21 protein-coding genes are annotated in these 22,306 nt (G+C 71.7%); 15 read left to right on the top strand and 6 right to left on the bottom strand.

Translation table 11 applies throughout. The features are described from left to right. Nucleotides 1-42 precede the first annotated feature (42 nt). The gene (locus tag CYQ11_RS01125; protein WP_099198187.1) at nucleotides 43-879 is read right to left on the bottom strand and encodes an AraC family transcriptional regulator; all 837 of its coding nucleotides are present in this window, start codon (nucleotides 877-879) and stop codon (nucleotides 43-45) included. 198 nt (nucleotides 880-1,077) lie between these two features. Between CYQ11_RS01125 and CYQ11_RS01120 the strand changes: the two genes are divergently transcribed. The 3 genes from CYQ11_RS01120 (at nucleotide 1,078) to CYQ11_RS01110 (ending at nucleotide 4,201) form a co-directional block, all read left to right on the top strand. Beyond that, entirely contained in the window at nucleotides 1,078-2,025 is a 948-nt protein-coding gene (locus CYQ11_RS01120) for a glycosyltransferase (protein ID WP_181143531.1), read from the top strand. A gap of 165 nt (nucleotides 2,026-2,190) precedes the next feature. Next, nucleotides 2,191-2,652, top strand: coding sequence for an SRPBCC family protein (locus CYQ11_RS01115; protein WP_099199208.1), 462 nt, complete (start codon nucleotides 2,191-2,193; stop codon nucleotides 2,650-2,652). Nucleotides 2,653-2,980: 328 nt separating this feature from the next. Then, nucleotides 2,981-4,201, top strand: coding sequence for a serine hydrolase domain-containing protein (locus CYQ11_RS01110; protein ID WP_181143530.1), 1,221 nt, complete (start codon nucleotides 2,981-2,983; stop codon nucleotides 4,199-4,201). A 131-nt stretch (nucleotides 4,202-4,332) separates the two neighbouring features. Here CYQ11_RS01110 and CYQ11_RS01105 read toward each other — a convergent pair whose 3' ends face one another. Beyond that, a complete protein-coding gene (locus CYQ11_RS01105) occupies nucleotides 4,333-4,947 on the bottom strand; it encodes a TetR/AcrR family transcriptional regulator (protein WP_205041805.1) in 615 nt (204 codons plus the stop codon). A 307-nt stretch (nucleotides 4,948-5,254) separates the two neighbouring features. Here CYQ11_RS01105 and CYQ11_RS01100 point away from each other — a divergent pair, with 307 nt between their 5' ends. Genes CYQ11_RS01100 through CYQ11_RS01085 form a run of 4 tightly spaced genes read left to right on the top strand, consistent with a single transcriptional unit; the run spans nucleotide 5,255 to nucleotide 10,107 of the window. Next, nucleotides 5,255-5,812 carry a 2Fe-2S iron-sulfur cluster-binding protein gene (locus CYQ11_RS01100; RefSeq protein ID WP_099199206.1) on the top strand — a complete coding sequence of 186 codons (558 nt, stop codon included), beginning with the start codon at nucleotides 5,255-5,257 and terminating at the stop codon, nucleotides 5,810-5,812. Continuing rightward, a complete protein-coding gene (locus tag CYQ11_RS01095) occupies nucleotides 5,809-6,801 on the top strand; it encodes an FAD binding domain-containing protein (protein WP_099199205.1) in 993 nt (330 codons plus the stop codon). Before CYQ11_RS01100 ends, CYQ11_RS01095 begins: the two co-directional genes overlap by 4 nt. Continuing rightward, nucleotides 6,798-8,954 carry a xanthine dehydrogenase family protein molybdopterin-binding subunit gene (locus tag CYQ11_RS01090; protein WP_099199204.1) on the top strand — a complete coding sequence of 719 codons (2,157 nt, stop codon included), beginning with the start codon at nucleotides 6,798-6,800 and terminating at the stop codon, nucleotides 8,952-8,954. Before CYQ11_RS01095 ends, CYQ11_RS01090 begins: the two co-directional genes overlap by 4 nt. Then, nucleotides 8,938-10,107, top strand: a complete 1,170-nt coding sequence (locus CYQ11_RS01085; protein ID WP_099199203.1) for an XdhC family protein — start codon at nucleotides 8,938-8,940, stop codon at nucleotides 10,105-10,107. Before CYQ11_RS01090 ends, CYQ11_RS01085 begins: the two co-directional genes overlap by 17 nt. On the opposite strand, the gene CYQ11_RS01080 is transcribed toward CYQ11_RS01085, so the two are convergent. Further along, nucleotides 10,009-11,019: an NAD(P)-dependent oxidoreductase gene (locus CYQ11_RS01080; protein ID WP_099199202.1), complete on the bottom strand. Its 1,011-nt coding sequence runs from the start codon at nucleotides 11,017-11,019 to the stop codon at nucleotides 10,009-10,011. The genes CYQ11_RS01085 and CYQ11_RS01080 overlap by 99 nt on opposite strands. A gap of 273 nt (nucleotides 11,020-11,292) precedes the next feature. Between CYQ11_RS01080 and CYQ11_RS01075 the strand changes: the two genes are divergently transcribed. The 5 genes from CYQ11_RS01075 to CYQ11_RS01055 all read left to right on the top strand — a co-directional run bounded on the left by CYQ11_RS01075 (nucleotide 11,293) and on the right by CYQ11_RS01055 (nucleotide 15,962). Continuing rightward, complete coding sequence (locus tag CYQ11_RS01075) at nucleotides 11,293-12,138, top strand: MmyB family transcriptional regulator (protein ID WP_099199201.1); 846 nt, start codon at nucleotides 11,293-11,295, stop codon at nucleotides 12,136-12,138. 467 nt (nucleotides 12,139-12,605) lie between these two features. Continuing rightward, nucleotides 12,606-13,859, top strand: coding sequence for an MFS transporter (locus CYQ11_RS01070; RefSeq protein WP_240003394.1), 1,254 nt, complete (start codon nucleotides 12,606-12,608; stop codon nucleotides 13,857-13,859). A 131-nt stretch (nucleotides 13,860-13,990) separates the two neighbouring features. Then, nucleotides 13,991-14,626, top strand: a complete 636-nt coding sequence (locus CYQ11_RS01065; RefSeq protein ID WP_099199249.1) for a hypothetical protein — start codon at nucleotides 13,991-13,993, stop codon at nucleotides 14,624-14,626. A 77-nt stretch (nucleotides 14,627-14,703) separates the two neighbouring features. Continuing rightward, nucleotides 14,704-15,354, top strand: coding sequence for a hypothetical protein (locus CYQ11_RS01060; protein ID WP_099199199.1), 651 nt, complete (start codon nucleotides 14,704-14,706; stop codon nucleotides 15,352-15,354). Nucleotides 15,355-15,578: 224 nt separating this feature from the next. Then, complete coding sequence (locus CYQ11_RS01055; RefSeq protein ID WP_099199198.1) at nucleotides 15,579-15,962, top strand: hypothetical protein; 384 nt, start codon at nucleotides 15,579-15,581, stop codon at nucleotides 15,960-15,962. 401 nt (nucleotides 15,963-16,363) lie between these two features. On the opposite strand, the gene CYQ11_RS01050 is transcribed toward CYQ11_RS01055, so the two are convergent. Next, nucleotides 16,364-16,966: a short chain dehydrogenase gene (locus tag CYQ11_RS01050; protein ID WP_099199197.1), complete on the bottom strand. Its 603-nt coding sequence runs from the start codon at nucleotides 16,964-16,966 to the stop codon at nucleotides 16,364-16,366. A 154-nt stretch (nucleotides 16,967-17,120) separates the two neighbouring features. Here CYQ11_RS01050 and CYQ11_RS01045 point away from each other — a divergent pair, with 154 nt between their 5' ends. Together CYQ11_RS01045 and CYQ11_RS01040 are read left to right on the top strand one after the other, a co-directional pair. After that, the gene (locus tag CYQ11_RS01045) at nucleotides 17,121-17,987 is read left to right on the top strand and encodes a LysR family transcriptional regulator (protein WP_099199196.1); all 867 of its coding nucleotides are present in this window, start codon (nucleotides 17,121-17,123) and stop codon (nucleotides 17,985-17,987) included. A 195-nt stretch (nucleotides 17,988-18,182) separates the two neighbouring features. Continuing rightward, nucleotides 18,183-18,722: a flagellar hook-length control protein gene (locus CYQ11_RS01040; RefSeq protein WP_099199195.1), complete on the top strand. Its 540-nt coding sequence runs from the start codon at nucleotides 18,183-18,185 to the stop codon at nucleotides 18,720-18,722. 48 nt (nucleotides 18,723-18,770) lie between these two features. On the opposite strand, the gene CYQ11_RS01035 is transcribed toward CYQ11_RS01040, so the two are convergent. Further along, entirely contained in the window at nucleotides 18,771-19,784 is a 1,014-nt protein-coding gene (locus CYQ11_RS01035; protein ID WP_099199194.1) for a YdcF family protein, read from the bottom strand. 583 nt (nucleotides 19,785-20,367) lie between these two features. Here CYQ11_RS01035 and CYQ11_RS01030 point away from each other — a divergent pair. Beyond that, a complete protein-coding gene (locus CYQ11_RS01030; protein ID WP_099199193.1) occupies nucleotides 20,368-21,465 on the top strand; it encodes a mechanosensitive ion channel family protein in 1,098 nt (365 codons plus the stop codon). Between the two features lie 148 nt (nucleotides 21,466-21,613). Here the strand turns inward: CYQ11_RS01030 and CYQ11_RS01025 are convergent, their stop codons facing one another. Continuing rightward, complete coding sequence (locus tag CYQ11_RS01025; RefSeq protein WP_181143890.1) at nucleotides 21,614-22,180, bottom strand: YbaK/EbsC family protein; 567 nt, start codon at nucleotides 22,178-22,180, stop codon at nucleotides 21,614-21,616. Nucleotides 22,181-22,306 lie beyond the last annotated feature (126 nt).

The following is a 22,306-nucleotide window of genomic DNA, read 5'->3' as shown; positions in this document are numbered from 1 at the left end:
GGGGCCCGGCGGCGGTCTTGAACGAAAGTCGGGAAGCGGCCGTCAGACCCACGACGGGCCTCGGGGACGGATGGCCCCCGGCGTGACCCCGAAGTACCGCTTGCAGACGCGGGTCAGGTGCGCCTGGTCGGCGAAGCCCGTGGCGGCCGCCACCTCGGCCGGCCGCTGCCCGGCCAGCAGCAGGCGGCGGGCCCGGTTGGCGCGCAGCCGCAGGAGATACGCGTGCGGCGGCAACCCGTACGCCCGGCGGAAGGCGGCGATGAGCGAGGACCGCGGCATGCCCGCGGCGGCGCTGAGCTCCGCGACGGTGACGGGCTCGGTCCACCGGTCGTGCAGCAGCTGACGGGCCAGCTCCGGACCGCGGCCCGCGCCGCGCGGAGCCCCGGTCGCGGACGCCCGGCCGGTACGGGCGTGCCGGCGCAGCACCGCGCCGAGACCGTCGAGCAGCAGGGACTCGGCGGTGAGGGGATCGGTGGCGTTCTCCTGCTCCTGGTGGACGCGTCGCAGCCGGGCGAACAGCCCGGCGTCTCGCACGGCCGTCTCCTGGAACCAGGTGTTCCGGACACCCAGGTGCTCGTGGGCCAGCTCGTCGACCATCGCGGTGTCGAAGTAGAACATCCGGTACCGCCAGCCGGACTCCGCGGCGGCGAATCCGGTGTGCACCTGCCCGGGGTTGAGGATCACCAGGTGCCCGGCGGGGATCACGACCTTGCCGCCGGCCACGTGCAGACCTTCCGCGCCCTGCTCGATGACGCCGACGGAGAGCTGTTCGTGGCTGTGCCGGTCGAAGGTGAAGTGCTCGAAGCGGGCAGCCAGCAGCTCCACCTGCGGGCTGCCGGCCGCGGTCCACAGCCGTGCGTGCTCGCCTGCCGTCCTCATCAGCGCATGATCACAGACTGGCGTCGGCCGGCCTATGGCTCCGCTCACAGCACCGGCCGCACAGACGGGACCCGGGGGGTGTTCGCTCGTTCGGAGTAGTCCGAGGCGCGTGGCGCCGCGGAAAGGCTCATCTTGGTCCAGGAGTCGTGGCAGTGGCACGTGTCGTGGGTGCTCGTTCGAGGACGGGAGGGCCGAGCAGTGACGATCAAGACCTTCCTCGGTTCCCCCACGGACGGCCCCCAGGAACTGGCCGCCGTGAAACGGGCCTCCACGACGCCGCTCGGCGCCCTCGCCCGCGTGTCCGTGGTCATTCCGGCCCGGAACTGCTCCCGCACGATCCAGGGCGTGGTGACGCCGGTCGTCGAGGACCTGGTGGCTGCCGGAGCGGTTGACGAAGTCGTCGTCGTCGACCACGACTCCGTGGACGACACCGCTTCCCTGGCGGCCGGGGCCGGGGCGCGCGTGATCCGCTTCTCGGCCGCAGGGCCGATCGGGGAGATCCCGGACTCCGGCAAGGGCGCCGTCATGTGGAAGGGCATATGGGCCAGCGACGGTGACATCGTCGTGTTCGTCGACGGAGACCACCTGCGGTTCGACTCGTCGAAGGTCTCCCGGCTGGTCGGTCCCCTGCTGCGGGACCCCGCCCTGCACCACGTGCGCGCCTTCTACGACCAGTACGAAGGCGGCCGGACCACCGAGGCCATGGCCCGGCCTGTGCTCTCCCTGCTCCATCCGGAGCTCGCCGGACTGCGCCAGCCGCTCAGCGGTGAGCACGCCAGCCGGCGCGTCACTCTGGCGGGGCTCGTCTTCCCCGTCGGGTGGGGGACCGAATTCAGCATCCTCGACCAGATCAGCCGTCGTCACGGCGCCTCCGCCATCGGTCAGGTGGACCTCCAGTACAAGCAGCACACCAAGGGGGACTGGGCTCACATCTCCCTGCAGGCCTTCGAACTGCTCTATGTGGCTCTGCGCACGGAACTGCGGTCTCAGGGCCGGGAGCTTCCCGAACACTGGGGCAACGTGGTCATGACGCCGGGTGAACGCCCCGGCGAGGTCGTCCAGCGGGCCGCCCGGACGGCCGAGCTGCCGCCGTTGACGAGCCTGCCGGAATGGGCGGACCGAGAACGCGAACGCCTCCGGTCCTGAAGGCCCGCGCCGATCTCCCGGAACGACATGGAGGACATAGGGAGGGAATAGACGAAGTCTATGGTCGGGCTCGCGCGTAATCGAGCGTGATCGGGTACCCGTAGGGGTGTGCCGAGTGCGGCGGGTACGCCGTCGTGCTGCCGTCACGAGAGCAAGGAGTCCCTGATGAGTACGGTGAAAGAGGCTGTAGAGGTCGACGTGCCCCTCCACACCGCCTACAACCAGTGGACGCAGTTCGAGGAATTCCCGAACTTCATGGAGGGCGTCGAGGAGGTCCGACAGGTCGACGACCGCCATAACCACTGGACCACCAAGATCGGTGGTGTGCGACGGGAATTCGACACCGAGATCGTGGACCAGCTGCCCGACGAGCGGATCACTTGGCGGACTGTCGACGGTGAGACGAAACAGAAGGGCACGGTCAGTTTCCACCGCGTGGACGACATGCACACGCGCGTGGAACTGGTGATGAACGTCGAACCGGGCGGGGTCGCGGAGAAGGCCGCCGACCTGACCGGAACGATCGGCCGACGTGTCAAGGGTGACATGCACCGGTTCAAGGACTACATCGAACACCGCGGCGGTGAGACGGGGGCCTGGCGCGGTCGGATCAGCCCTGGCGGCTGACGCCGGCAAGCACAGCCGTCCCACTCGGGAGTCGAGCCGGGTCGGGTAGCCGTCAGCGCGCCCGACTCCTCTGCCCGCCCGGGGTGCCTGCGCACAGCGGGTTCACCCCGGGCGCTGCTGTGCGCGTACGAAGGACTCGCTGAGGGGAGGACCGTGGACCGGCCGGAAACCGTACGGCCGGCGCGCCCGGCTGGGGCATTTCCACCCTGCATTCGATCTTGACTGTGGATAGGTTCGGCAGTGGCCTGTCGTCACGGTGAATGCGAGGGAACGCATGAGCAGACGAAGGAACTTACGCGACACGTCCGGTGTCCGATGGATGGGACCGGTGGCTGTCGCGGCGGTCATGACGCTGGTCGCCGGGGCGGCCACCGCGGCATCCGCCGAGCCGGCGCCGGCCGTGCCGGACGCGTCGGGCGTGCGCGCCGCCCTCCAGCGGACCATGGAGGCAGGGGCACCGGGTGCGTTCGCGGTGATCAGGAACCATGACGGCCGGGGCGGCGACCAGACGGTGGCCCTGGGCGCCGCAGACCTGGACGGCAGACCCATGGACGCCGGCCTGCGGTTCCGAGTGGGCAGCAACAGCAAGGCGTTCGCCTCGGTCCTCGTGATGCGCCTGGCTGAGCAAGGCCGCATCGACCTGGACGAGCCACTGCGCGATTTCCTGCCGGAGGGGACGCTGCCGCTCGACTGGCAGATGACCGGACGTCAGGTCATGCAGCACCGGGCGGGAGTCTACGACCACACCGACGACCTCCTCGAGCACACGGGGGAGGAGACCACGGCCGCCTTCGAGCAACGCATCCGCGACAACGTCTACGAGCCCGCCGACCTCGTGGCGATGTCCGTCAAGCACGGCCCGCAGTCCACGCCCGGGGCGCGGTACGCGTACTCCAACACCGACTACGTCCTCATGGGCCTGGCGGTCGAGCACCTGACCGGACGCCCGTACGCCGACGTGCTGCGCGAGTGGATCATCGAGCCGCTGCGACTGCGTCAGACGTCCTTCGTCGTACCGCGGAAAGCCATCGACGGCCCGCACGCCACCGGCTACCTGACCAACGACGACCGCTCCAAGCCCCTGCTGGACTCCACCGAGCAGACCGCGTCGTGGATCTGGAGCGCGGGAGCGGTCATCTCCACGGCCGAGGACCTCGACCGCTTCCTGACCGCCCTGCTCGCCGGAAGCGCCGGCGGCCTGGTCTCCGACGGCTCACTGCGGCAGATGCCCCGCGTGCTGCCGACTCCGACAGCGAAGATCAGCTACGGGCTGGGCGTCCGGGAGATCTCCCTTTCCTGCGGCAAGGTGCTCGGCCACGGCGGAATCGTCCAGGGCTACCAGACCCAGTCGTTCTCCACGCCGCACGGCGAGCGGACAGTGGTCGTCTTCGCCAACGCCTCCAACAACGGAGCCGTCACCCAGGGCCTGATGGGCGCGCTGGAACCCGCCTTCTGCGGCAAGCACACCCGTGGCCCGGGCCGGCCGTTCACCGAGGACACGGACAGGAACGACACCACGGTCCCCGTCGTGGAGGACACCCGTGTCTGACGCACCGCGCCTCGCGCGATGACGAACTCAGGGGCGACGCGGCTGCCGTGGAGCGCGTCGCCCGCTGGTTCCCCGCACCAGGGAGCCCAGCGGCCTGGCCGCCACACGCCGGCGCAGGCCGCCGCGCGAGGTCAGCCGTTCTCGTCGTGACGGGCTCCGGGGGCTCCTGCCCGCAGCCCGTCCGTGACGAGGTCGAACAGGCGCTGGGCGCGCTCGTGCGCGTCGTCGCGCGTGCCGATCTGCCACAGTCCGGCGATGGCGAGCAGGAAGTCGTCGGGGGTCACCCCGGGGCGGATGGTGCCGGCCTCCTCGTTGGCCTCCAGGAGGAGTTCGATGGCGGCTGTGACCGGTGCGTGGCCCCACCGTGCCGGCGTGGCGGGTGCGCGGGTGGCCTCGCGCATCGCGTCGGCCAGTCCGGCCTTGGCCGACGCGTACTGGGCGAGGCGGTCCAGCCACTCCCGCAGGGCCTGCTCGGGCGGCCGGACGTCGATCAGGTGGCGGGCGGCCTCGAAGACCTGCTGGACCTCGAAGCGGTAGACCTCCAGGATGAGCGACTCCCGGTCGGGGAAGTTCCGGTAGAAGGTCCCCTGTCCGACGCCCGCCTTCTTCGCGATCGTGCTGAGCGCGACGGCGGGCGAGTGCGTCAGCTCCGCCAGCGCCACTTCCAGGATGCGCTCGCGGTTGCGCCGGGCGTCCGAGCGCCGGGTCGGGGGCTCGTCGTCCTGCTGGGGCACCCTCGTCTGCACTGCGTCCTCGCCCTCTGGCCGTTCCCGGTACCCGGCACCCTTGCTAAGCGGACAACTGTCCGATAGGTTCAGGGTATCCGGACAACTGTCCGGTGTCTTTCCGGACAGCTATCCGTTTATAGCTCACTCTCACTGGCAGCCGGGACCACGAGGACGGCCGACGGTGAACCGGGGCCGGCCGTCACCCCGCTTCCCGTCGTTCCCCCGGCAACTGCCCGATAACCAGCAGCACCTTGCCAACCGCCTGTGGAGCACGCCCAGTCAGGCGCCGCCGCAGTGCGAAACCGTCATGCCGAAGAGGGCCATCATGACCACATCGACGTCCAGCGTCGTCACCTTGAAGATCAACGGAGAATCGCACACCCTCACCGTCGACCACCGCACCACCCTGCTCGACGCGCTGCGCGAGCGTCTCGACCTGACCGGCACCAAGAAGGGCTGCGACCAGGGCCAGTGCGGCGCCTGCACCGTGTTGCTCGACGGCCGCCGCGCCGTGGCCTGCTTACAACTCGCGGTCGCGGCCGAGGGGCGCGCGATCACCACCATCGAAGGTGTCGCCGAGGGCGACCGGCTGCATCCGGTGCAGCAGGCGTTCCTCGAACTCGACGGCTATCAGTGCGGCTACTGCACCCCGGGACAGATCTGCTCGGCCCTCGCGGTCCTTGAGGAGCACGCGGCGGGCTGGCCGAGCGCCGCCACCGCCGACGTCCGCCCCGAGGCGGGCGCGCCCGCCCTCACCGACGAGGAGATCCGGGAGCGGATGAGCGGCAACCTGTGCCGCTGCGGCGCGTACACGGCGATCGTCCGAGCCGTCGCGCGGGCCGCGGGGGAGCAGTCCGGGGAGTCCGGGACGGTGGCGGCGTGAGGGAGTTCCGCTACCACCGCGCCGCGGACATGGCCGGCGCGCTCGCCCTGCTCGAAACCGACCCCGACGCCCGCCCGCTGGGCGGCGGCACCAACCTGGTCGACCTGATGAAGACCGGCGTCGAGCGGCCCGCGCTCCTGGTCGACCTGCGGGACCTTCCCCTCGACCGGATCGAGACCACCACCGACGGCGGACTGCGCATCGGCGCGACGGTCACCAACAGCGATCTGGCCGCCCACCCCCATGTGCGCCGCCACTTCCCGGCGTTGGCGCAGGCCGTCCTGGCCGGCGCCTCGGGGCAGCTGCGCAACATGGCCACAGTCGGCGGGAACCTGCTGCAGCGCACCCGTTGCGGCTATTTCACCGGAGCGGTCGCGCCGTGCAACAAGCGTGCCCCGGGCAGCGGCTGCGCCGCGCTCACGGGTGAGCACCGCAACCACGCCGTCCTCGGTGCCTCCCCGCACTGCGTGGCCGTACATCCCTCCGACATGGCGGTGGCCCTGGCCGCCTTCGACGCGATCGTCACGTACGAAACCGTGGACGGGCCGGGTGAGTTGCCGCTCGCCGAGTTCTACCGGCCGGTGGGAAACGCCCCACAGCTGGAGACCGCGTTGCCGCAAGGGGCGCTGATCACCGGCGTCCGTCTGCCGCCGGCGCCGATCGCCGCCGCCTCCCGCTACCGCAAGGTGCGCGAGCGCGCGTCGTACGCCTTCGCGATCGGCTCGCTCGCAGCCGCTCTCGACGTCCAGGAAGGCGTCGTGCGCGAGGTGCGTCTCGCGTTCGGCGCGGTCGCCTCCCGTCCGTGGCGGGCCCGGCTGGCCGAGCGCGCGCTGACCGGGCAGCCGGCCGACGCCGCGGCGTTCGCGGCCGCCGCCGACGCCGAACTGGCCGCCGCCCGGCCCCTGCCGCACAACGGCTACAAGCTGCCGTTGATGCGCAACCTGGTCGCCGACGTCCTGACCGAACTCGCCGAGGAGGCCACCCGATGACCACGGCAACGACCACCGGACCCGTGACCAGCGCCGTCGGCACCTCGTACGTCCGGCTGGAAGGCCGCGACAAGGTCACCGGCACTGCCCGCTACGCGGCCGACTTCCCCGCCGGCGCACTCGCCCACGGCTGGATCGTGGTGTCCACGGTGGCCCGCGGCCGCATCCGCTCCGTGGACGACGGCCCCGTCCTGAAGATGCCCGGCGTGCTCGCGGTCCTGCATCACGGCAACGCCCCCCGCCTGCAGGAGGACTTCTCCGGCACCTTCGGGCCCGACGCCACCACACAGGTCCTCCAGCACGACCGCGTGCCCTACGCGGGATGGCCGGTCGCCTTCGTCGTGGCCGAGACCCCCGAACAGGCCAGAGAGGCCGCGCAGGCGCTCGTCGTCACCTACGACACCGAACCGCACGACGTGGGCTTCCGCTTCGGGCACCCCGAGGCATACACCCCGGAGTCGACGGCCGTAGGGCCGGCGCGCACGGACAAGGGCGACGTGGAGGCCGAACTCGCCGCTTCCGAGGTGGTCGTCGACTCCCGGTACAGCACCGCCGAGGAGCACCACAACCCGATGGAGCCGCACGCGGCCATGGCGCGCTGGCACGCCGGGCGGCTCGAAGTCGTCGACTCCACCCAGGGCGCGTACGCGACCGCGCGGGACCTGGCCCGGCTCTTCGGCCTCGACCCCGCCTCGGTGCACCTGCGGTCGGAGCACGTCGGCGGCGGCTTCGGCTGCAAGGCCCAGGTCCGCCCGCACCTCATCCTCGCCGTCATGGCCACGACGCTGCTCGGACGGCCCGTCCGCGTCGCGCTCACCCGGCCCCAGATGTTCTCGCTCATCGGCCACCGCAGCGCGACCGCCCAGCGCGTCCGGCTGGGCGCCGACGCCGACGGCAGGCTGCGCGCCCTGGAACACACGGCACTCAGCGCCACCTCCACGGTCCGCGAGTTCGTCGAACCCAGTGCCGCGTACGCGCGTTCCATGTACGACGCGAGCGGCCACCGCACCGTCAACAACGTGGTACGTCTCGACGTCCCCGCTCCGACCTACATGCGCGCGCCGGGCGAGGCCCCCGGATCGTTCGCGGTGGAGTGCGCGCTCGACGAACTGGCCGAGCGGTGCGGTCTTGACCCCATCGCCCTGCGCGCCCGCAACGAACCCGCCGCCGGCCCCGTCTCCGGGCTTCCCTTCGCCGGACGCCGCCTGCTCGACTGCTTCACCGAAGGGGCCCGCAGGTTCGGGTGGGCCGGCCGTGATCCGCGGCCCGGCGTGCGCCGCGACGGCCGTTGGCTCGTCGGCACCGGCACGGCGGCGTCCACCTTCTTCACGGGCACCTTCCCGGCGACCTCCGCCGTGACGGCGTGCGCGGACGGCACGTTCACGGTGCGCATCACCGCGGCGGACATCGGGACGGGGGCGCGCACCGCCCTGACCCAGCTGGCCGCGGACGCCCTCGACGTGACGTTGGACCGGGTGCGGGTGCTCATCGCCGACAGCGACTTCGGCAACGCCTGGCTGGCCGGCGGGTCCATGGGCACCCGCTCCTGGGGCTGGGCGGTCACGCTCGCGGCACGCGAGCTGCGCGAGCGCCTCGCCCTCGGCGCCGTCGTCCCGCCGGACGGCATCACCGTGCGTTCCGACACGCAGCAGGCGGTCAGCTCCCTCACCGCGTACGAACGCCACGCGTACGGCGCGCAGTTCGCCGAGGTCGCCGTCGACCCGGGCACCGGCGAGATCCGCGTACGGCGCATGCTCGGCGTCTTCGCCGCCGGCCGGATCATCAATCCGCTGACCGCCCGCAGCCAGCTGACCGGCGGCATGATCTGGGGCCTGTCCATGGCCCTGCACGAGGAAGCCGTCCGGGACGCCGCCTCGGGCGGCCTGGCCAACGCCGACTTCGCGGGCTATCACATCGCGGCCCACGCGGACGTGCCCGCCATCGAGGCGGACTGGCTGGACGACCCGGACCCGGACGACCCGGTCGGGATCAAGGGCATCGGTGAGATCGGCGGGGTGGGGTCCGCGGCTGCGGTCGCCAACGCCGTCTGGCACGCGACCGGCGTACGCCACCGGGACCTGCCGATCCGGCCCGACCGCGTCCTGACGTCCACCGCCGCACCCATGGAGCGGGATCATGCTGGACATCGCTGAGGAACTGGCCCGGTGGGCCGCGCAGGGACGGGACTTCGCCGTCGCCACCGTCGTGGCCGTCAGCGGCAGCGCCCCGCGCGGCCCCGGCGCCGCCCTGGCCGTGGACGGCAGCGGCCAGGTCGTCGGATCAGTCTCCGGGGGCTGTGTGGAGGCGGCGGTGTACGACCTGTGCGTCGAGGCGCTCCAGGACGGGAAGGCGCGCAGGGAACGGTTCGGCTACAGCGACGACGACGCCTTCGCGGTGGGGTTGACCTGCGGCGGCACCATCGAGGTCGTGGCCGCTGCGTTTCCCGCGGCCGCACCGGGCCGGGAGGTGCTCGCCCAGGCGCTGACGGCTGCCGCCGACGGCGAGGCGGTGGCCCTGGCCCGGGTCGTGCGGGGCCCGGACGAACTGCTGGACGGGATCCTGCTCGTCCGGCCCGACGGGTCTCACGAGGGAGGCCTCGGCGGCCGGCCGGAGCTGGACCGCACGGCCGTGGCCGAGGCGCATGCGCTGCTCGGCGCGGGCCACACCGGCACCGTCGAGCTGTCGCAGGACGGAGCGCACTGCCCCGGCGGGGTGACGCTCCTGGTCGAGTCGGGCCTTGAGCCCCCACGGATGATCGTCTTCGGGGCGGTCGACTTCACGGCGGCGCTGGTGCGGGTCGGCAAGTTCCTCGGCTACCACGTCACCGTCTGCGACGCGCGCCCCGTCTTCGCCACGGCGGCCCGCTTCCCCGAGGCGGACGCCGTCGTGGCCGACTGGCCGGACCGCTACCTGCGCCACACCGCCACCGACGCGCGGACCGTGCTGTGCGTCCTCACCCACGACGCCAAGTTCGACGTGCCGCTGCTGCGGGTCGCCCTACGCCTTCCCGTCGCGTTCGTCGGCGCCATGGGCTCGCGCCGCACCCATGACGACCGCGTCCGGCGGTTGCGCGAAGCCGGCGTCAGCGACGTCGAACTGACCCGGCTGCGCGCCCCCATCGGCCTCGACCTGGGCGGCCGCACCCCACAGGAGACGGCCCTGTCCATCGCGGCGGAGATCGTCGCCGCACGGCACGGCGCCACGGGCCTACCGCTCACCGCGACCCGCACGGCGATCCACCACCCCGCCCCGGACACCCCGGCACGCGCAGGACGGAGGCTCACCTGCCCCGCCGTCGGCGGGTGAGCGCGCGGAGGAGGAGAGTGCCGCGTCCGGCCGGGACTCCGTCCGGACGAACTCCACCAGACGCGCGTAGCTGTCGGCGCCGTGGCCGGCCGCGACCGCCCGCTCGGTCAGCGCCGTGAAGAGTTCCGGGAGGCCGGTGTCCGCTCCCCGGAGCTCACTGGCGTCGGAGAGGATCCGCATGAGCATGCGGTGGAGGTCCAGCGGGAAGTCGCCACCGGGACACTGCCCCGAGTCGACCTGCCGCGCGTACGCGCTCATGAAGAACCGCACGGTGTCCATCCACCGGTTGGCGACCTCGGTGTACGTCGTCGCCGTGACACCACCGCCGGGTCCGTCGGCACCGACCAGTACGACGCTGTGCAGCCAGCCGGTGAGGGTGGCCCACATCTGGCACAGCAACGCCGTGTCGTACACCGAGGGCAGCGAGGGGTCGGTGCCGAGGTAGACGGGGTCCCCGAGAGCGGCGAGCGTGGCCCGGTGCGCGTCGAAGACCTCCGGCGGCCCGGCGTAGAGCTGCAGGAAGCCGGGGCTGCCGACGGCGGACGGAGTCGTCAGGATCACCCCGTCGAGATAGGCGGCGCCGCCGCGCTGCGCCCAGGCGGCCGTCTCCCGGGCGCACGGCGGCGACCCCGAGGTGAGATTGACCAGAGTGCGGCCCGCCAGCCCGTCGGCCAGGGGGTGGAGTACTTCCTGGACGGCCTCGTGGGTCGAGAGGACGACGACGGTCAGCGGACTCGCCGCCAGGGCCTCGCCGGCCGACGCTGCTTGCACGGCCCCCTTGGCGACCAGCGCGTCCGCCTTGCCGGGTGTGCGGTTCCACACGGTCGTCCGGCAGCCGGCGGCCACGAAGGCGTCTGCCAAAGCTGAGCCCATCGGTCCCAGACCGAGGACGGTCACATCAACGGACACCATTCCCCCCGGATTCATGGGGGCAGGAACTTACCACCCACGGTCTTATGTTTCTTCCGCTATGGGAATCTTCCAGTCATTTCGTGCGAGATGGTGGTGATGCCCTGGCTGATGTGCGGCACGGAATCAGGACCGGCGTGCGGGTTACCCTTGTGGAGGGAGCTGACCTGCGCTGATCGTTGCGACCACGCAGGCGCCGCCGTCGTTGCGGGCCCCACGCCGACCGCTCCCGCCCGAGCCGCGGCACAAGGAAGCAGCCGGAGCAGAGGTCCTTGCATGCAGCGCGCCAGTTCCACGGACCGGACCGTTCTCGGGCCGCTGCCGGACGAAGCGCTGGGGCTCGCGGTGCTCCTGAGGGCCTGGCGGGCGCGAGTGGGCCACCGGCTGGGCCTCGGCAAGCCGCTCCCGCAGGTGGAGGTCGCGGCGGGGATCGGCATGAGCGAGCGCTGGTACCGGGACCTCGAACGCGGGGCCGTGCCCCGGATGGACGCGCGAACCCTGGCCGCGCTGGCGGACGCGCTGCGGCTGTGCGCGGACGAACGGGCGACCCTCTTCCTCTACGCCGCCGGTGGCGAGCTCTTCCCCGCCGTGTCGCCCGACGACGTCGACCTGGCGCCGCTGCGGCGCCTTGTCGATCTACAGCCGACGCGGCCCGCCTATCTCACCGACAACGCGTGGAACGTGCTCGCCCACAACGAGGCCATGGCCGAGTGGTTCCCCTGGGTGCGGCTCCCCGGCGCGAACCTGATCCGCTGGGGGTTGACCGACCCCGAGGCCCGGGAGCAGATGGGCGACTGGCCGCGGCACGGTCGGGCGTACCTCGCGATGCTGCGCTACGCCATGGCGCAGTACCCGGGACATCCCGAACTCGGCGAGATCCTGCGGACGGCACTCGCCGACCCCGCATGCCGGCGGATCTGGGACGACGGCCCGGTCGTCATCGCCCACCGGGACGGACACACGTTTCACCTGACCATCCCTCGCTTCGCCCCGCACACCGTCGACGTGGTCGCCCAGGTGCTCAACCCTGTCGGCTATCCCGGACTCCGCCTCACCTTCCTCGACGTGCTGAGGGAGCCCTGCGCGGACGCGGGTCGCCCCCACCGGCCGTTGGACGGTTGAGCCCTCAACGCTTGCTGGTGCCGACGGCGCGTTCAACAGCCGTCGGCGGCAGAGAATTCCAGGTTCCAGCGACCGGCAGATTCCTGCCGGTCTGCATTCCGGCGGCCTGCCTTCTTCCGCGCTCACGCGACCGGCAGAACATTGCCGGTTGAATCCGTTGACATGCGCTGCGTGCAGTTGCGAATCTCTTGATCACCGGGCCCGTGGAAAGTCCTCCTGCTCGCGGAGCACACGGTGATGGACGATGGTCACACCCGTCTGTCCCGTTCCGCTTCGGTTACAGGCTCGGAACTCGAACCGACCGCGCATGACTTCGGGAGCGGCTGTGCATTCCTGCGTGAACATCAAGGGGACGACAGGGCTACGTAACGCCATTGCGTCGTACCCGCACCCCGGACCGGACTCTCGTCCGGCGAGAACGGGCATGGAGAACGCCGCCCGCCCGACCCATGTCCTGGGGAGCCAGAATGACTGACCAGACACTTTCTCCTTCCGGCGAGAAAAAGGCGACGGAAGAAGAGGAGGTCGCCATTCGTCGGGTCAACCGGCGCATCATGGCGCTCTCCTGTCTCTTGGTGTTCATGGCCCAGATGGCGACCACCATTTACCTGCCGTCGTTGCCCGTCGTAGCGGAGGACTTCGGAATGCCCCGCAGCTATGCGGCGCTGTCCATTTCGGTGTTCGTGATCGGCGCCGCGGCTCCGGTGGTCGTGTGGGGCGTGGCCGCGGACCGGTACGGCCGCCGGGGTCCGCTGCTGGCCTCGCTGGCGCTGTTCGTGCTCACCAGCGCTCTGACCGCCCTCATCCGGTCTCCTGAGGGGCTGCTGGTGCTGCGTGCGCTCCAGGGAGTCGGCGCCGGTGGCAGCGCGATCATCGCCCGCATACTGGTGCGTGACCGCTGGAGCGGTGATGAGCTGGCCCGTCGCCTTTCGGTGCTGTCGATCGCGTTCATCACGGCGATGGGCGGTGGCCAGTTCCTCGGCGGTCTCATCGGCAGGTACGCGCACTGGGAGACCGGCTTCGTCGTCCTCGCAGTGATCGGCGGGGCCGCGGCGGCGCTGACCTTCACGGTGCCGTTCGAGTCGAGCCGTGCCGTGCAGCGGCCGTCGGAGGTGCTGCGGACCTGCCTCACCATCAGCAGGCAGCGCGGGTTCCTGCTGCCGGCCCTGGCGGGCGGCGCGGGGTTCGCCACGATCGTGCTGCTGCAAGAGGTCGGCCCGTTCGTCTTCCAGCAGCACTTCGGGCTCGCCATGGACCAGTACGGAAGCCTCGGGCTGCTCCTCGGCGCGGCCTACTTCGCCGGGGCGCTGACCGTCAACCGCCTGGTGTCCACGGTGGGTTCCGGTCGGCTGATGACCGCCGGGGCGATCGTGATGACCGCGGCCGGCATCGCGATGATCGTGCTGTGGTCGGTGCCGGGCCTGCCGGACGGCGGCGCCCTGGTGGTCTTCGTCGCGCTGTACTGCGTGACCACGTTCGGGCAGTCGGTGCTGTTCCCCAACAGCATGGCCACCGCGGTGAGCAGCCAGCACCGCCACGGCGCCTCCGCGGTCTCCCTCTGCGGCTTCCTCCAGCAGTCCATGGCGGGCGTGGCCGCCGCCACCGCCGCGCTGCTGCACGCCGACCTCGCCTGGGCCACGGTGGTCGCCGCGCTGGGGGCCGCGGCCTGGCTCATGACCCGGATCACCGTCCCCTCGGCAGTCCCCGGGAAAGGGAAGTGACAAGGCGATGGTGCGTGCCCGCAACGAGGTGTCGCGGCACGGCGGTGGCGTGGGGGGAACGCGGGCGGGTCGGAGCGTCACGGCGCCGGCCGGGTCCGGCGCGGACCACTCCCTCGGTTAGGGTGACGGCCGTGAAGAGCAAGATCGTGTCAGTGCTGATAGCCGGTTCGATGTGCCTGGTGGCCACGGGATGCGGGGGCGGGAAGTCCAGCGGGGGCGGTGGCGGCGCCAAGCCCAAGCCGGCCGGCACCGTGCTGCCGCAAAGGCTGGACAAGCCGCCGACCATGCCGGACGGAGAGCTCAAGCCGTCCCCGGCCGCCGGTGCCTCGTTCAGCGAGAACCTCGCGTACGAGTTGCGCCGCAAGACCCAGGACATGGCCGGCGCACCGGGCGAGATCACCGCCGAGTGCCCCACCGACGTGGGCTCGAAGAGCGGAACCAAGGTGACCTGCAAGACCACCTACGAGGGCCTGGAGGTGGAGTGGGACGTGAGCATCGGCGACAAGTCCGCGTTCTCCGACAACCTGGTCCAGTACAAGGCCACGCCGCGCCAGGGGATCCTCACCCGCGACGGTGTCGCCCGCCTGCTCTACGGCAACTACCGCGACAGCATCGACTACGCCCTGTGCAACGACATCCCGAAGGCCGTGCTGGCGCCGCTGGGCACCCAGTCCACGTACGCCTGCGAAGTCGTTTTCAAGGGGCAGAAGCCGGTGGGCTTCCCCCAGCCCGTGCGGGCCACCGACTCGGGACCGCGGTACTACTGACCCATGCCTGGCTGACCTAGCGGGGTGCGTACCCGTCGCGGGTGCTGCCCGGCGGAGCGGCTGCGCAAGCAGCTAGGGTGCGGCTCGTCGGCATGCGTACTGTCTCGGGGATCGGGGTGGTGGAGCGCGATGAGGAAGAGACGTTTCTCTCAGAGGTTGTTCCGGTCCACGGCGCGCCCCTCGTTCTCGTAGCCCGGGGCAACGGGCCTCGTACGCCCGACGAGATGCTGGTGCTGGCCTCCGGGAGTGGGCAGGTGACCGCCCGGATACCCCTCGACGGTCCGCACGGAGATCTCGCCTTGTTCCCCTACGACTACGGGCCGGCGGACGACCGGCCCGTGACGGCCGTGGCGGATGTCCTGGTCGCTCGTACCCGCCTCTGGAGCATCTCGGCCGACCACCTGACCGCCTTCGCTCTCGACGGCGAAGGCATCCGGTGGACGTGGCGGTCGAAGGGAACCGTCGTCGGTGTCTTCCGGCACGACACGGATGTGGTCGCCGTGAGCAAGTACGTGGCGCCGGATGATGCGGGGTCAGGGCCTGACGGCACGGTTCACGTACACCTGCTGGAAGGCTCCACCGGGGCCGTGCGGGCGGTGCGGCGACTGCGCGGCTACCAAGCCGGCATGCGCGGCCGGTACCACCTCGACCGGGAGGGCCACCTGTTCCACACGAGTCACGAGGGACATCACCTCTGGAGCCCGGTCCAGATGTTCCGCCTGTGGTGAGCCGGGGTGGTGAGGGGGCCCGTCTTCCGGGGCGAACTGATCCGGGTCGGCAGCCGGGAGAAAGCCGGACGATGGCGCTCGACCTGTGTGCGACACGTCCTCCTCGCTGATGAATTCGCCGTGTCCTCCTCCACTGAGTCGGCACCATCGGGTTGGCGAGGCCGGCCGGCGGTAAGCCTCGCCACGTCGTGGGACCGGTGAACCAACTCAGGTCAGGAGAGAGCATGAAGAGACGGTCATGGGGCCGGGGTGCCGCCGCCACGGTCGGCGTGGCGGCCCTGTTCCTCACCATCGGTGGCTCGGTGACGGCGGCCGCACCGCCTGAGGCCGCTCCGGCGCCACACCCGCAGAGGGTCGCGGCCGTCGCCCCTCACCCCGTCTGGGACACCGGCATCGACATCCCTCCGAACACGACCTTCGGCACCATCGTCGCCTGCCCGGCGGGTGAAGTGATCTCCGGCGGAGGCGGCCGGGCCGACGTTCCCTACTCGCTCAGCGTGAGCGACTCCTACCAGGAGGAAGGGGCCAACTCCTGGGTCTGGGCGGGCAAGAACGTCAGCTCCCGGACCGTGAAGGTCAAAGCCCTGACCATCTGCACACGACCCTGATCGCGGCGGCTGTCGCCGGACAGCCCCGGGGCCTGTCTGAGGAAGTGGGCGAGGGCCTCCGCCCAGCCGGTCGCTGCTGTTCCGCGACCCGACGGCGATCTCTTCGCCTTCTTCGCCCCGTCACCCCGGCGGCCATCGAGGAGTTCGCACGGACGCCGCGCACAGCCGCCCACGCGGGAGCCCTGAGAACCGAGGGCTCCCGGTCAACGCATCCGCCTAGGGGTGTCCGATGGGTCGGTGCGGGTCCTGCGGTGTCCGCTGGGGGCACCTCCCAGCGGTAGCCGGGGGAGGATCGCACGGCGGAGCATCTGCCTCGGACCGGGCGTCCTCGGCTGATGCGACAGCGCAGCGAGGTGCCGTGCCGGGCTCCGCAGGGCCGGCACCGACCCGTCGGACACCCCCTAGTGCCCCACCCGCAACACCTGCCCCGTCGCCGCGCCCTCGATCGCCCGTACGTACGCCGTCGCCACCCGGGCCGCGGGCACCGGCTCCACGCCGGGGAAGACCTGCCCGTACGCGTCGGCGCTCTCCGCGACGAGGCCGGGGCTGACCGCGTTGACCCGTTGCGGTGCCAGCTCGATCGCCGCGGCCCGGACGAACGCCTCCACGGCCCCGTTCGCCGCTGCGGCCGCCGCCGCACCGGGCACGGGCTCATGGGTGAGCACTCCGGTGACCAGGGTGAACGAGCCGCGCGGCGCGACATGGCGCGTGCCCTGGCGCACGAGCTCCACCTGACTCAGCGCCTTGCCCCGCAGCGTGGCGGAGAAGTCGTCGTAGGTGAGCGCGTCCAGCGGCCCGAAGACGGCGTCGCCCGCCGCGACGGCTACCGCGTCCACCTGCCCGCACTGCTCGTAGAGCCGGCCGACGGCCTGCGGGTCGGACATGTCGAGGCGGACGTCACCGCTGGTGCGGCCGACGGTCACCACCTCGTGACCCCGTCCGGTGAGGGTGGTGTGCACGGCGCTGCCGATGGTGCCGCCGGCGCCGATGAGGAGGATCTTCACAAGGGTTCTCTTTCGTCGTGGTCACCACGGCGGCACGCTCCTCACCGCCCGGGACCCTGGGTGGATCGCGGCCGCAAGGGCCGTCACCCATGACCGTACGGACCCGGCCGCCCACCCGGAAATGCCTTCTGGGCAGGCACTATGCTTCGCACGCATGGATGTGGAACTGCGCCACCTCAAGGCTTTGGTGGCCATCGCCGACGAAGGCACCGTCACCGCGGCCGCCGCCCGCCTGCACCTCACCCAGCCGGCCCTCTCCCGGACCCTGGCCCAGTTGGAACAGCGCACCGGCGTCCGCCTGGTCGACCGCGGCCCCACGGGAGCGTCCCGCCGGACGGCACTCACGTCCGCCGGACGGACCCTGTACGACCACGCACGAGCCATCCTCGCCCGCGTCGACGCCGCCCTGGCGGACGCCGCGGCCGTCTCCCGGCCGCTGCGCCTGGGCTACAACTGCGCCCTGCTGGGCCGCTCCACGACTCCGCTGCTGCGGTCCTGGCAGCGCGAGCACCCGCACGTACCCCTCGAACTGCGCCGGCGTGACGAGAGCACGGCGGGACTGGCCACAGGGGACGTGGACGTCGCGGTGGTCCGCGCGGATCCCGGCGACCCACGGCTGCGCGCCGAAGCCCTCTACCGCGAGGACCGCTTCGCCGCGCTGCCCGACGACCATCCGCTGGCCGGACGACGGGAGATCGGCCTGGCCGAGCTCGCCGGCGAGACCCTGGTGACGTGGCGTGAGGTGAGCACCTCGGGCCCAGAGCTGTGGCGCCCCGAGGAGCGGCCCGCGAGCGGCACCGAGGTGCACGACGTCGACGAGTGGCTCAACGCCGTCGCCGTCGGAGGGACGGTCGGCATCGCCGCCGAGGGGACCGTGGAGTGCCGGACCCACCCGGGCGTGCGCTACGTCCGCGTCAGCGACGCACCAGCGGCCACCGTCTACCTGCTGCGCCCGGTACACCCCACGCACCCCGGCACGGAGGAGTTCGTGGCAGCCGTGAGGACCTTGGTGAGCCAGTGACGTGAAGTGAAGCCGAGACGTCTCTGGCCCGGTTCGCCGGGCGGCACATCGGTGGCGGGCGTCGACGCGTGGACGGTCGCGCTCGTTGTTGACCGGTTCCCGGCTGTGGAGGAGGCGTGAAGAGCGTACAGAATGCTCGCTCCGACACCAGGAACGAACGCCGGACGTCCCGTCATCCATCCGTGAGGATCCGCCATGCGTTCTGACAAGCTCGCCTCCCTGGCCGGCGCGGCCGCGCTGGCCGCGACCGCGCTCCTGCTGGCCCCCAGCCCCGCGCACGCCGCGCCTCCCGCGACCCACCCCGGGATGACCTGGGCCAAGATGGCCGACGGCCCCGACGGCACCGTGCAGGTCGGCGGCCCGGGCGGCAGCCCCAGCAATCCCTACCAGGGGGACACCCCGGCGAGCGCCGTGCTGCCGGTCCTGTGCCTGAAGGTCGACGGCAGCCCCGTTCCCGACGGCATCACCCCCGGCTTCTACACGGGCTGGGCGCAGGGCACCGTGGCGGCCAGCAGACCCGTGCGCGGCTCGCGCCTCAACAGCAGGAACGCCGCGGACAGCGTCTGCCAGGCGGAATTCGGCGCGGGCTGGCGGATGGCCGAATTCCACGACGGCCACTACGGCCCGGACCTCGCCTGGACCGGCGGCTGGACCTTCTGGGCGTACGGCTCGGTGCCCGCCGGCACCCGCATGTGGACCGCCATCAACGACCAGCGCGCCAACCCCTGGGACTGACCGGTCCGGGTGGGTCCGGGGGCCGCCCACCCACGCGGCGACGCGTGGTCAGCCCAGGCGCCAGGACAGCACGCCGAAGAGGGCGAGCAGCCCGCAGATCGTGAAGTTCACGAGCTTGTGGCTGAGGAAGACGGCCGCGAACTCCCGGATCGTCGCGCTCGGCCAGAAGTACGCGGCCGTCGGGGAACCCACGACCTGGCCGTTGACACCCGCCTTCCGGGCCGTCAGGGCGGCCCGGAAGGCGTGGAAGTTGTTGGTGACGATCAGACAGGAGTAGTCGGGCACGGCCGCCGCCATGATCGCCTTGCTGTACTCCAGGTTCTCCTCGGTCGTCCGGGACCTGTCCTCCCGCCGGATGTGCTCGGCGGGGAAGCCGCGGTCGGTGAGGTAGCCGGCCATGGCGTGGGCCTCGGGCAGCTTCTCGTCCGGGCCCTGGCCGCCGGACGTGATGAGGAGGGGCGGGTTGCCGCGCGCCGCCTGCGCCTCGTAGAGCCTGCGCCCGCGCTCCAGCCGGCTGGCGAGCAGCGGCGGCACCTTGGTCCCGCCGATCAGGCCGGAGCCCAGCACCACGACGAAGTCGACGTCGCGGCGCGGCCTCATCCAGCCGTACAGGAAGGCGTAGGCGATGAAGCAGAAGAAGAGGAACGACACATAACCGGCGATCATGAGGGTCGTACCGGTGGCGATCACCAGGCCTCGCGACCGCGTGCCGGCGGCCACCAGCGTCAGCGCCATGAGGCCGAAGAGGGCCAGGCCGGCGAGGAAGGAGAGCAGGTTCGCGGGCCTCCGCCCCTCCTTCCGGATCATCTTCACGCCGTTTATCAGCAGGAACACCGGGAGGGCCAGGGCGCCGAGGAAGGGGATCAGCAGGAGGGCCGCCACCAGCCACTCCAGGGCGTGGTGGCCGTGATCGCTGGACCGGTCGGCCACGTGAAGCAACCCGAACACCATGAATATGCAGGCGAGTCCGAGGTACACGGCGTTGCTGAAGCGCCGGCGGTCACGCAATATGCCGATGCCGAAGAGGACGAGGAAGAGGGCTGCTGGCGCGTAGGCGATCACATGTGCATCGTACGCGGGGTGCGGGTGCGTCCGGACAGGGCGGAACGCCGCGGGTGCGCGCGTGCGTTTCGGCTCTGGAGGCAGAGCGGGTAAGGGAGTTGGCGCCACTGCCCTACGGTCGTGGCGGCCCGGCAGCGTGCGCGCCCGCCGTGGCGCCGGGGACGACGCCCCTGAACCCCGGCCGGAGAGCGACGGGGAACGATCCCGGAGAACGGGCCGGACAGGCGAGGGGTCTCCTGCTCTTGTCTGCCCTTCATGAGGTTTGAGGGAAGATGTCCCTTCTGGTCATCAACGCCGGATGAGTGAAGCGGGACGGGCAGACGAGCAGAGGAGCAGGCGGGAGAGCGTGACGCCGGCCACCTGGACGGCCGGGGCGAGCCCGCCGGCTCCGAATGGTGAGGGCTCTGTGCGAGCCCGGTCGGGGTGTGGTGCAGGATGACTCCTCGCGCCGGATCACCTCGTGACCCCGGTGCGTTCGTGATCTCTGTGACAGGCAGGTATAAGTGACGAATCGTTACTGCGGGCTTCCGGCGGCGGCATGTGAGGCCGCGGCCCCGCTTTCCGGACGGGAGAGGGGACGCCGGTGAACCGCGATCTGACGGCCCACGACGTCATCGTCGCCGGCATCGCCCTGGCCTCCGGCCTGCTCGCGGCCCTCGTGCTGCGGGTCGTCCTGCGCTGGCTCGCCGAGCGTGCCCGCAGGACCAAGTGGGAGGGGGACGACATCATCGTCGACGTGCTGCGCACGCTCGCCCCCTGGTCCGCCGTGGCGGGCGGCGTCGGGGCGGCGGCCGCGGCCCTTCCCCTGACCCACTCGGTCGGACACGTCGTCAACGAGGTCCTGACGACGTTCGTCATCCTGACCGCGACGGTCACCGCCGCCCGGGTGATCGGCGGCCTGGTGCGGACCGTGGCGCAGTCCCGGTCCGGGGTGGCCGGATCGGCCACGATATTCGTCAACATCACGCGCATCGCGGTCATGGCGATGGGCTTCCTCGTGGTCCTTCAGACCCTCGGCATATCGATAGCGCCGCTGCTCACCGCCCTCGGCGTGGGTGGTCTCGCGATCGCCCTCGCTCTGAAGGACACGCTGGCCAACCTCTTCGCGGGTGTGCACATCCTCGTCTCGAGGACCGTGCAGCCCGGCGACTACATCCGGCTCAGCAGCGGGGAGGAGGGCTATGTCGTCGACGTCAACTGGCGCAACACGGTGGTGGAGCAGCTCAACAACAACCGCGTCATCCTCCCGAACGCCAAGCTCGCCGGCACGAACATGACCAACTTCACCCGGCCCGAGCAGAAGCTGTCGGTCACGGTGCAGGTGGGCGTCGCCTACGACAGCGACCTGGAGCAGGTCGAGCGGGTCACGGTCGAGGTCGCCGAAGGCGTGATGAAGGAGGTCGCCGGCGCGGTCCCCGACCACGAGCCGGCTGTCCGGTTCCACACCTTCGGGGAGTCGCGGATCGGCTTCACCGTGATCCTCGGGGTCGGCGAGTTCAGCGACAAGTGGCGCATCAAGCACGAGTTCGTCAAGCGTCTGCACCGCCGGTACCGCGCCGAGGGCATCCGGATCCCGGTGCCGGAACGGACCGTCTCGCTGCGGCAGGGCGGAGAGGCCGTCATCCCGCACCCGCGCGTGCCCCTCGACGCCGTGCAGGAACACTCCGGCCCCACGGTCTGACCCTCCTGAACGGCCGTCACCCGCTCCGGCAGGCGCCCGGCCGCCTCTGAAGGGCGGCGGCCGGCCGCGGTCGGGCCTCCCCGCCGTCCCCGGCCGGACCGCCGAGGCGGTTGGCGAACCGCACGAAGGGCCGGCGAACCGATCGTCGTCAGCGGGCCAGTCCGGCGGCGACCTCGGCGTTCGGCAGCTGGCCCAGGAACGCACCGGGGAGGATCAGCTTGCTCCTGCGTCTGCCGCTGCCGACGAGGACGTACGGCGCGGAGGCGACGGCCTCGTCGACGAGGAGGGGCCAGTCCTTCGGCAGCCCGACGGGGGTGATCCCGCCGTACTCCATACCGGTCTCCGCCACGGCCGTGTCCATCGGGGCGAACGACGCCTTGCGGGCACCGAGGCGCTTGCGCACCGCCGAATTGACGTCGACGCGGGTGGTCGCGAGGGCCACGCACGCCGCGTACGTCACCTCCTGACCGCGTTTGGCGGCGATGACGACACAGTTCGCGGAGACGTCCAGGGGCACGTCGTACGCCGCGCTGAAGGCCGCCGTGTCGGCCACCTCCGGGTCGGTGTCGACGACCAGCACGGACTCGACCGGTCCGGCACCGACCCACTGCCCGAGCGCCGCGGCCACGGGCTCCGCGAGGAGCTCGGGGCGGTTCACCGCCGGCCAGGACTCGTCGAAGCGGCCGAAGGGAGCAGCCTGCGGAGAACGGATCACGCAGTCATGGTAGGCCGCGGCCCGGCCGGTGTGTCCCGCAGCGGACCCCCGGCCCGCCGGCGCCGGCGGGCCGGGAGTGACCGCACCCGACAGGACGGCGGCGTGGGCCAGGGCTTCCCCTCGCCG

The organism is Streptomyces cinnamoneus, from assembly GCF_002939475.1.
GTDB lineage: Bacteria > Actinomycetota > Actinomycetes > Streptomycetales > Streptomycetaceae > Streptomyces > Streptomyces cinnamoneus_A.
This window is presented reverse-complemented; position numbering and strand designations above follow the sequence as displayed.

What these genes read in the sequence shown, in the direction of transcription:
- CYQ11_RS01125 (WP_099198187.1), bottom strand. Translation starts at nt 879, where the DNA reads ATGAGGACGGCAGGCGAGCACGCACGGCTGTGGACCGCGGCCGGCAGC.
- CYQ11_RS01115 (WP_099199208.1), top strand. Translation starts at nt 2,191, where the DNA reads ATGAGTACGGTGAAAGAGGCTGTAGAGGTCGACGTGCCCCTCCACACC.
- CYQ11_RS01100 (WP_099199206.1), top strand. Translation starts at nt 5,255, where the DNA reads ATGACCACATCGACGTCCAGCGTCGTCACCTTGAAGATCAACGGAGAA.
- CYQ11_RS01090 (WP_099199204.1), top strand. Translation starts at nt 6,798, where the DNA reads ATGACCACGGCAACGACCACCGGACCCGTGACCAGCGCCGTCGGCACC.
- CYQ11_RS01085 (WP_099199203.1), top strand. Translation starts at nt 8,938, where the DNA reads ATGCTGGACATCGCTGAGGAACTGGCCCGGTGGGCCGCGCAGGGACGG.
- CYQ11_RS01080 (WP_099199202.1), bottom strand. Translation starts at nt 11,019, where the DNA reads ATGGTGTCCGTTGATGTGACCGTCCTCGGTCTGGGACCGATGGGCTCA.
- CYQ11_RS01075 (WP_099199201.1), top strand. Translation starts at nt 11,293, where the DNA reads ATGCAGCGCGCCAGTTCCACGGACCGGACCGTTCTCGGGCCGCTGCCG.
- CYQ11_RS01070 (WP_240003394.1), top strand. Translation starts at nt 12,606, where the DNA reads ATGACTGACCAGACACTTTCTCCTTCCGGCGAGAAAAAGGCGACGGAA.
- CYQ11_RS01055 (WP_099199198.1), top strand. Translation starts at nt 15,579, where the DNA reads ATGAAGAGACGGTCATGGGGCCGGGGTGCCGCCGCCACGGTCGGCGTG.
- CYQ11_RS01045 (WP_099199196.1), top strand. Translation starts at nt 17,121, where the DNA reads ATGGATGTGGAACTGCGCCACCTCAAGGCTTTGGTGGCCATCGCCGAC.
- CYQ11_RS01040 (WP_099199195.1), top strand. Translation starts at nt 18,183, where the DNA reads ATGCGTTCTGACAAGCTCGCCTCCCTGGCCGGCGCGGCCGCGCTGGCC.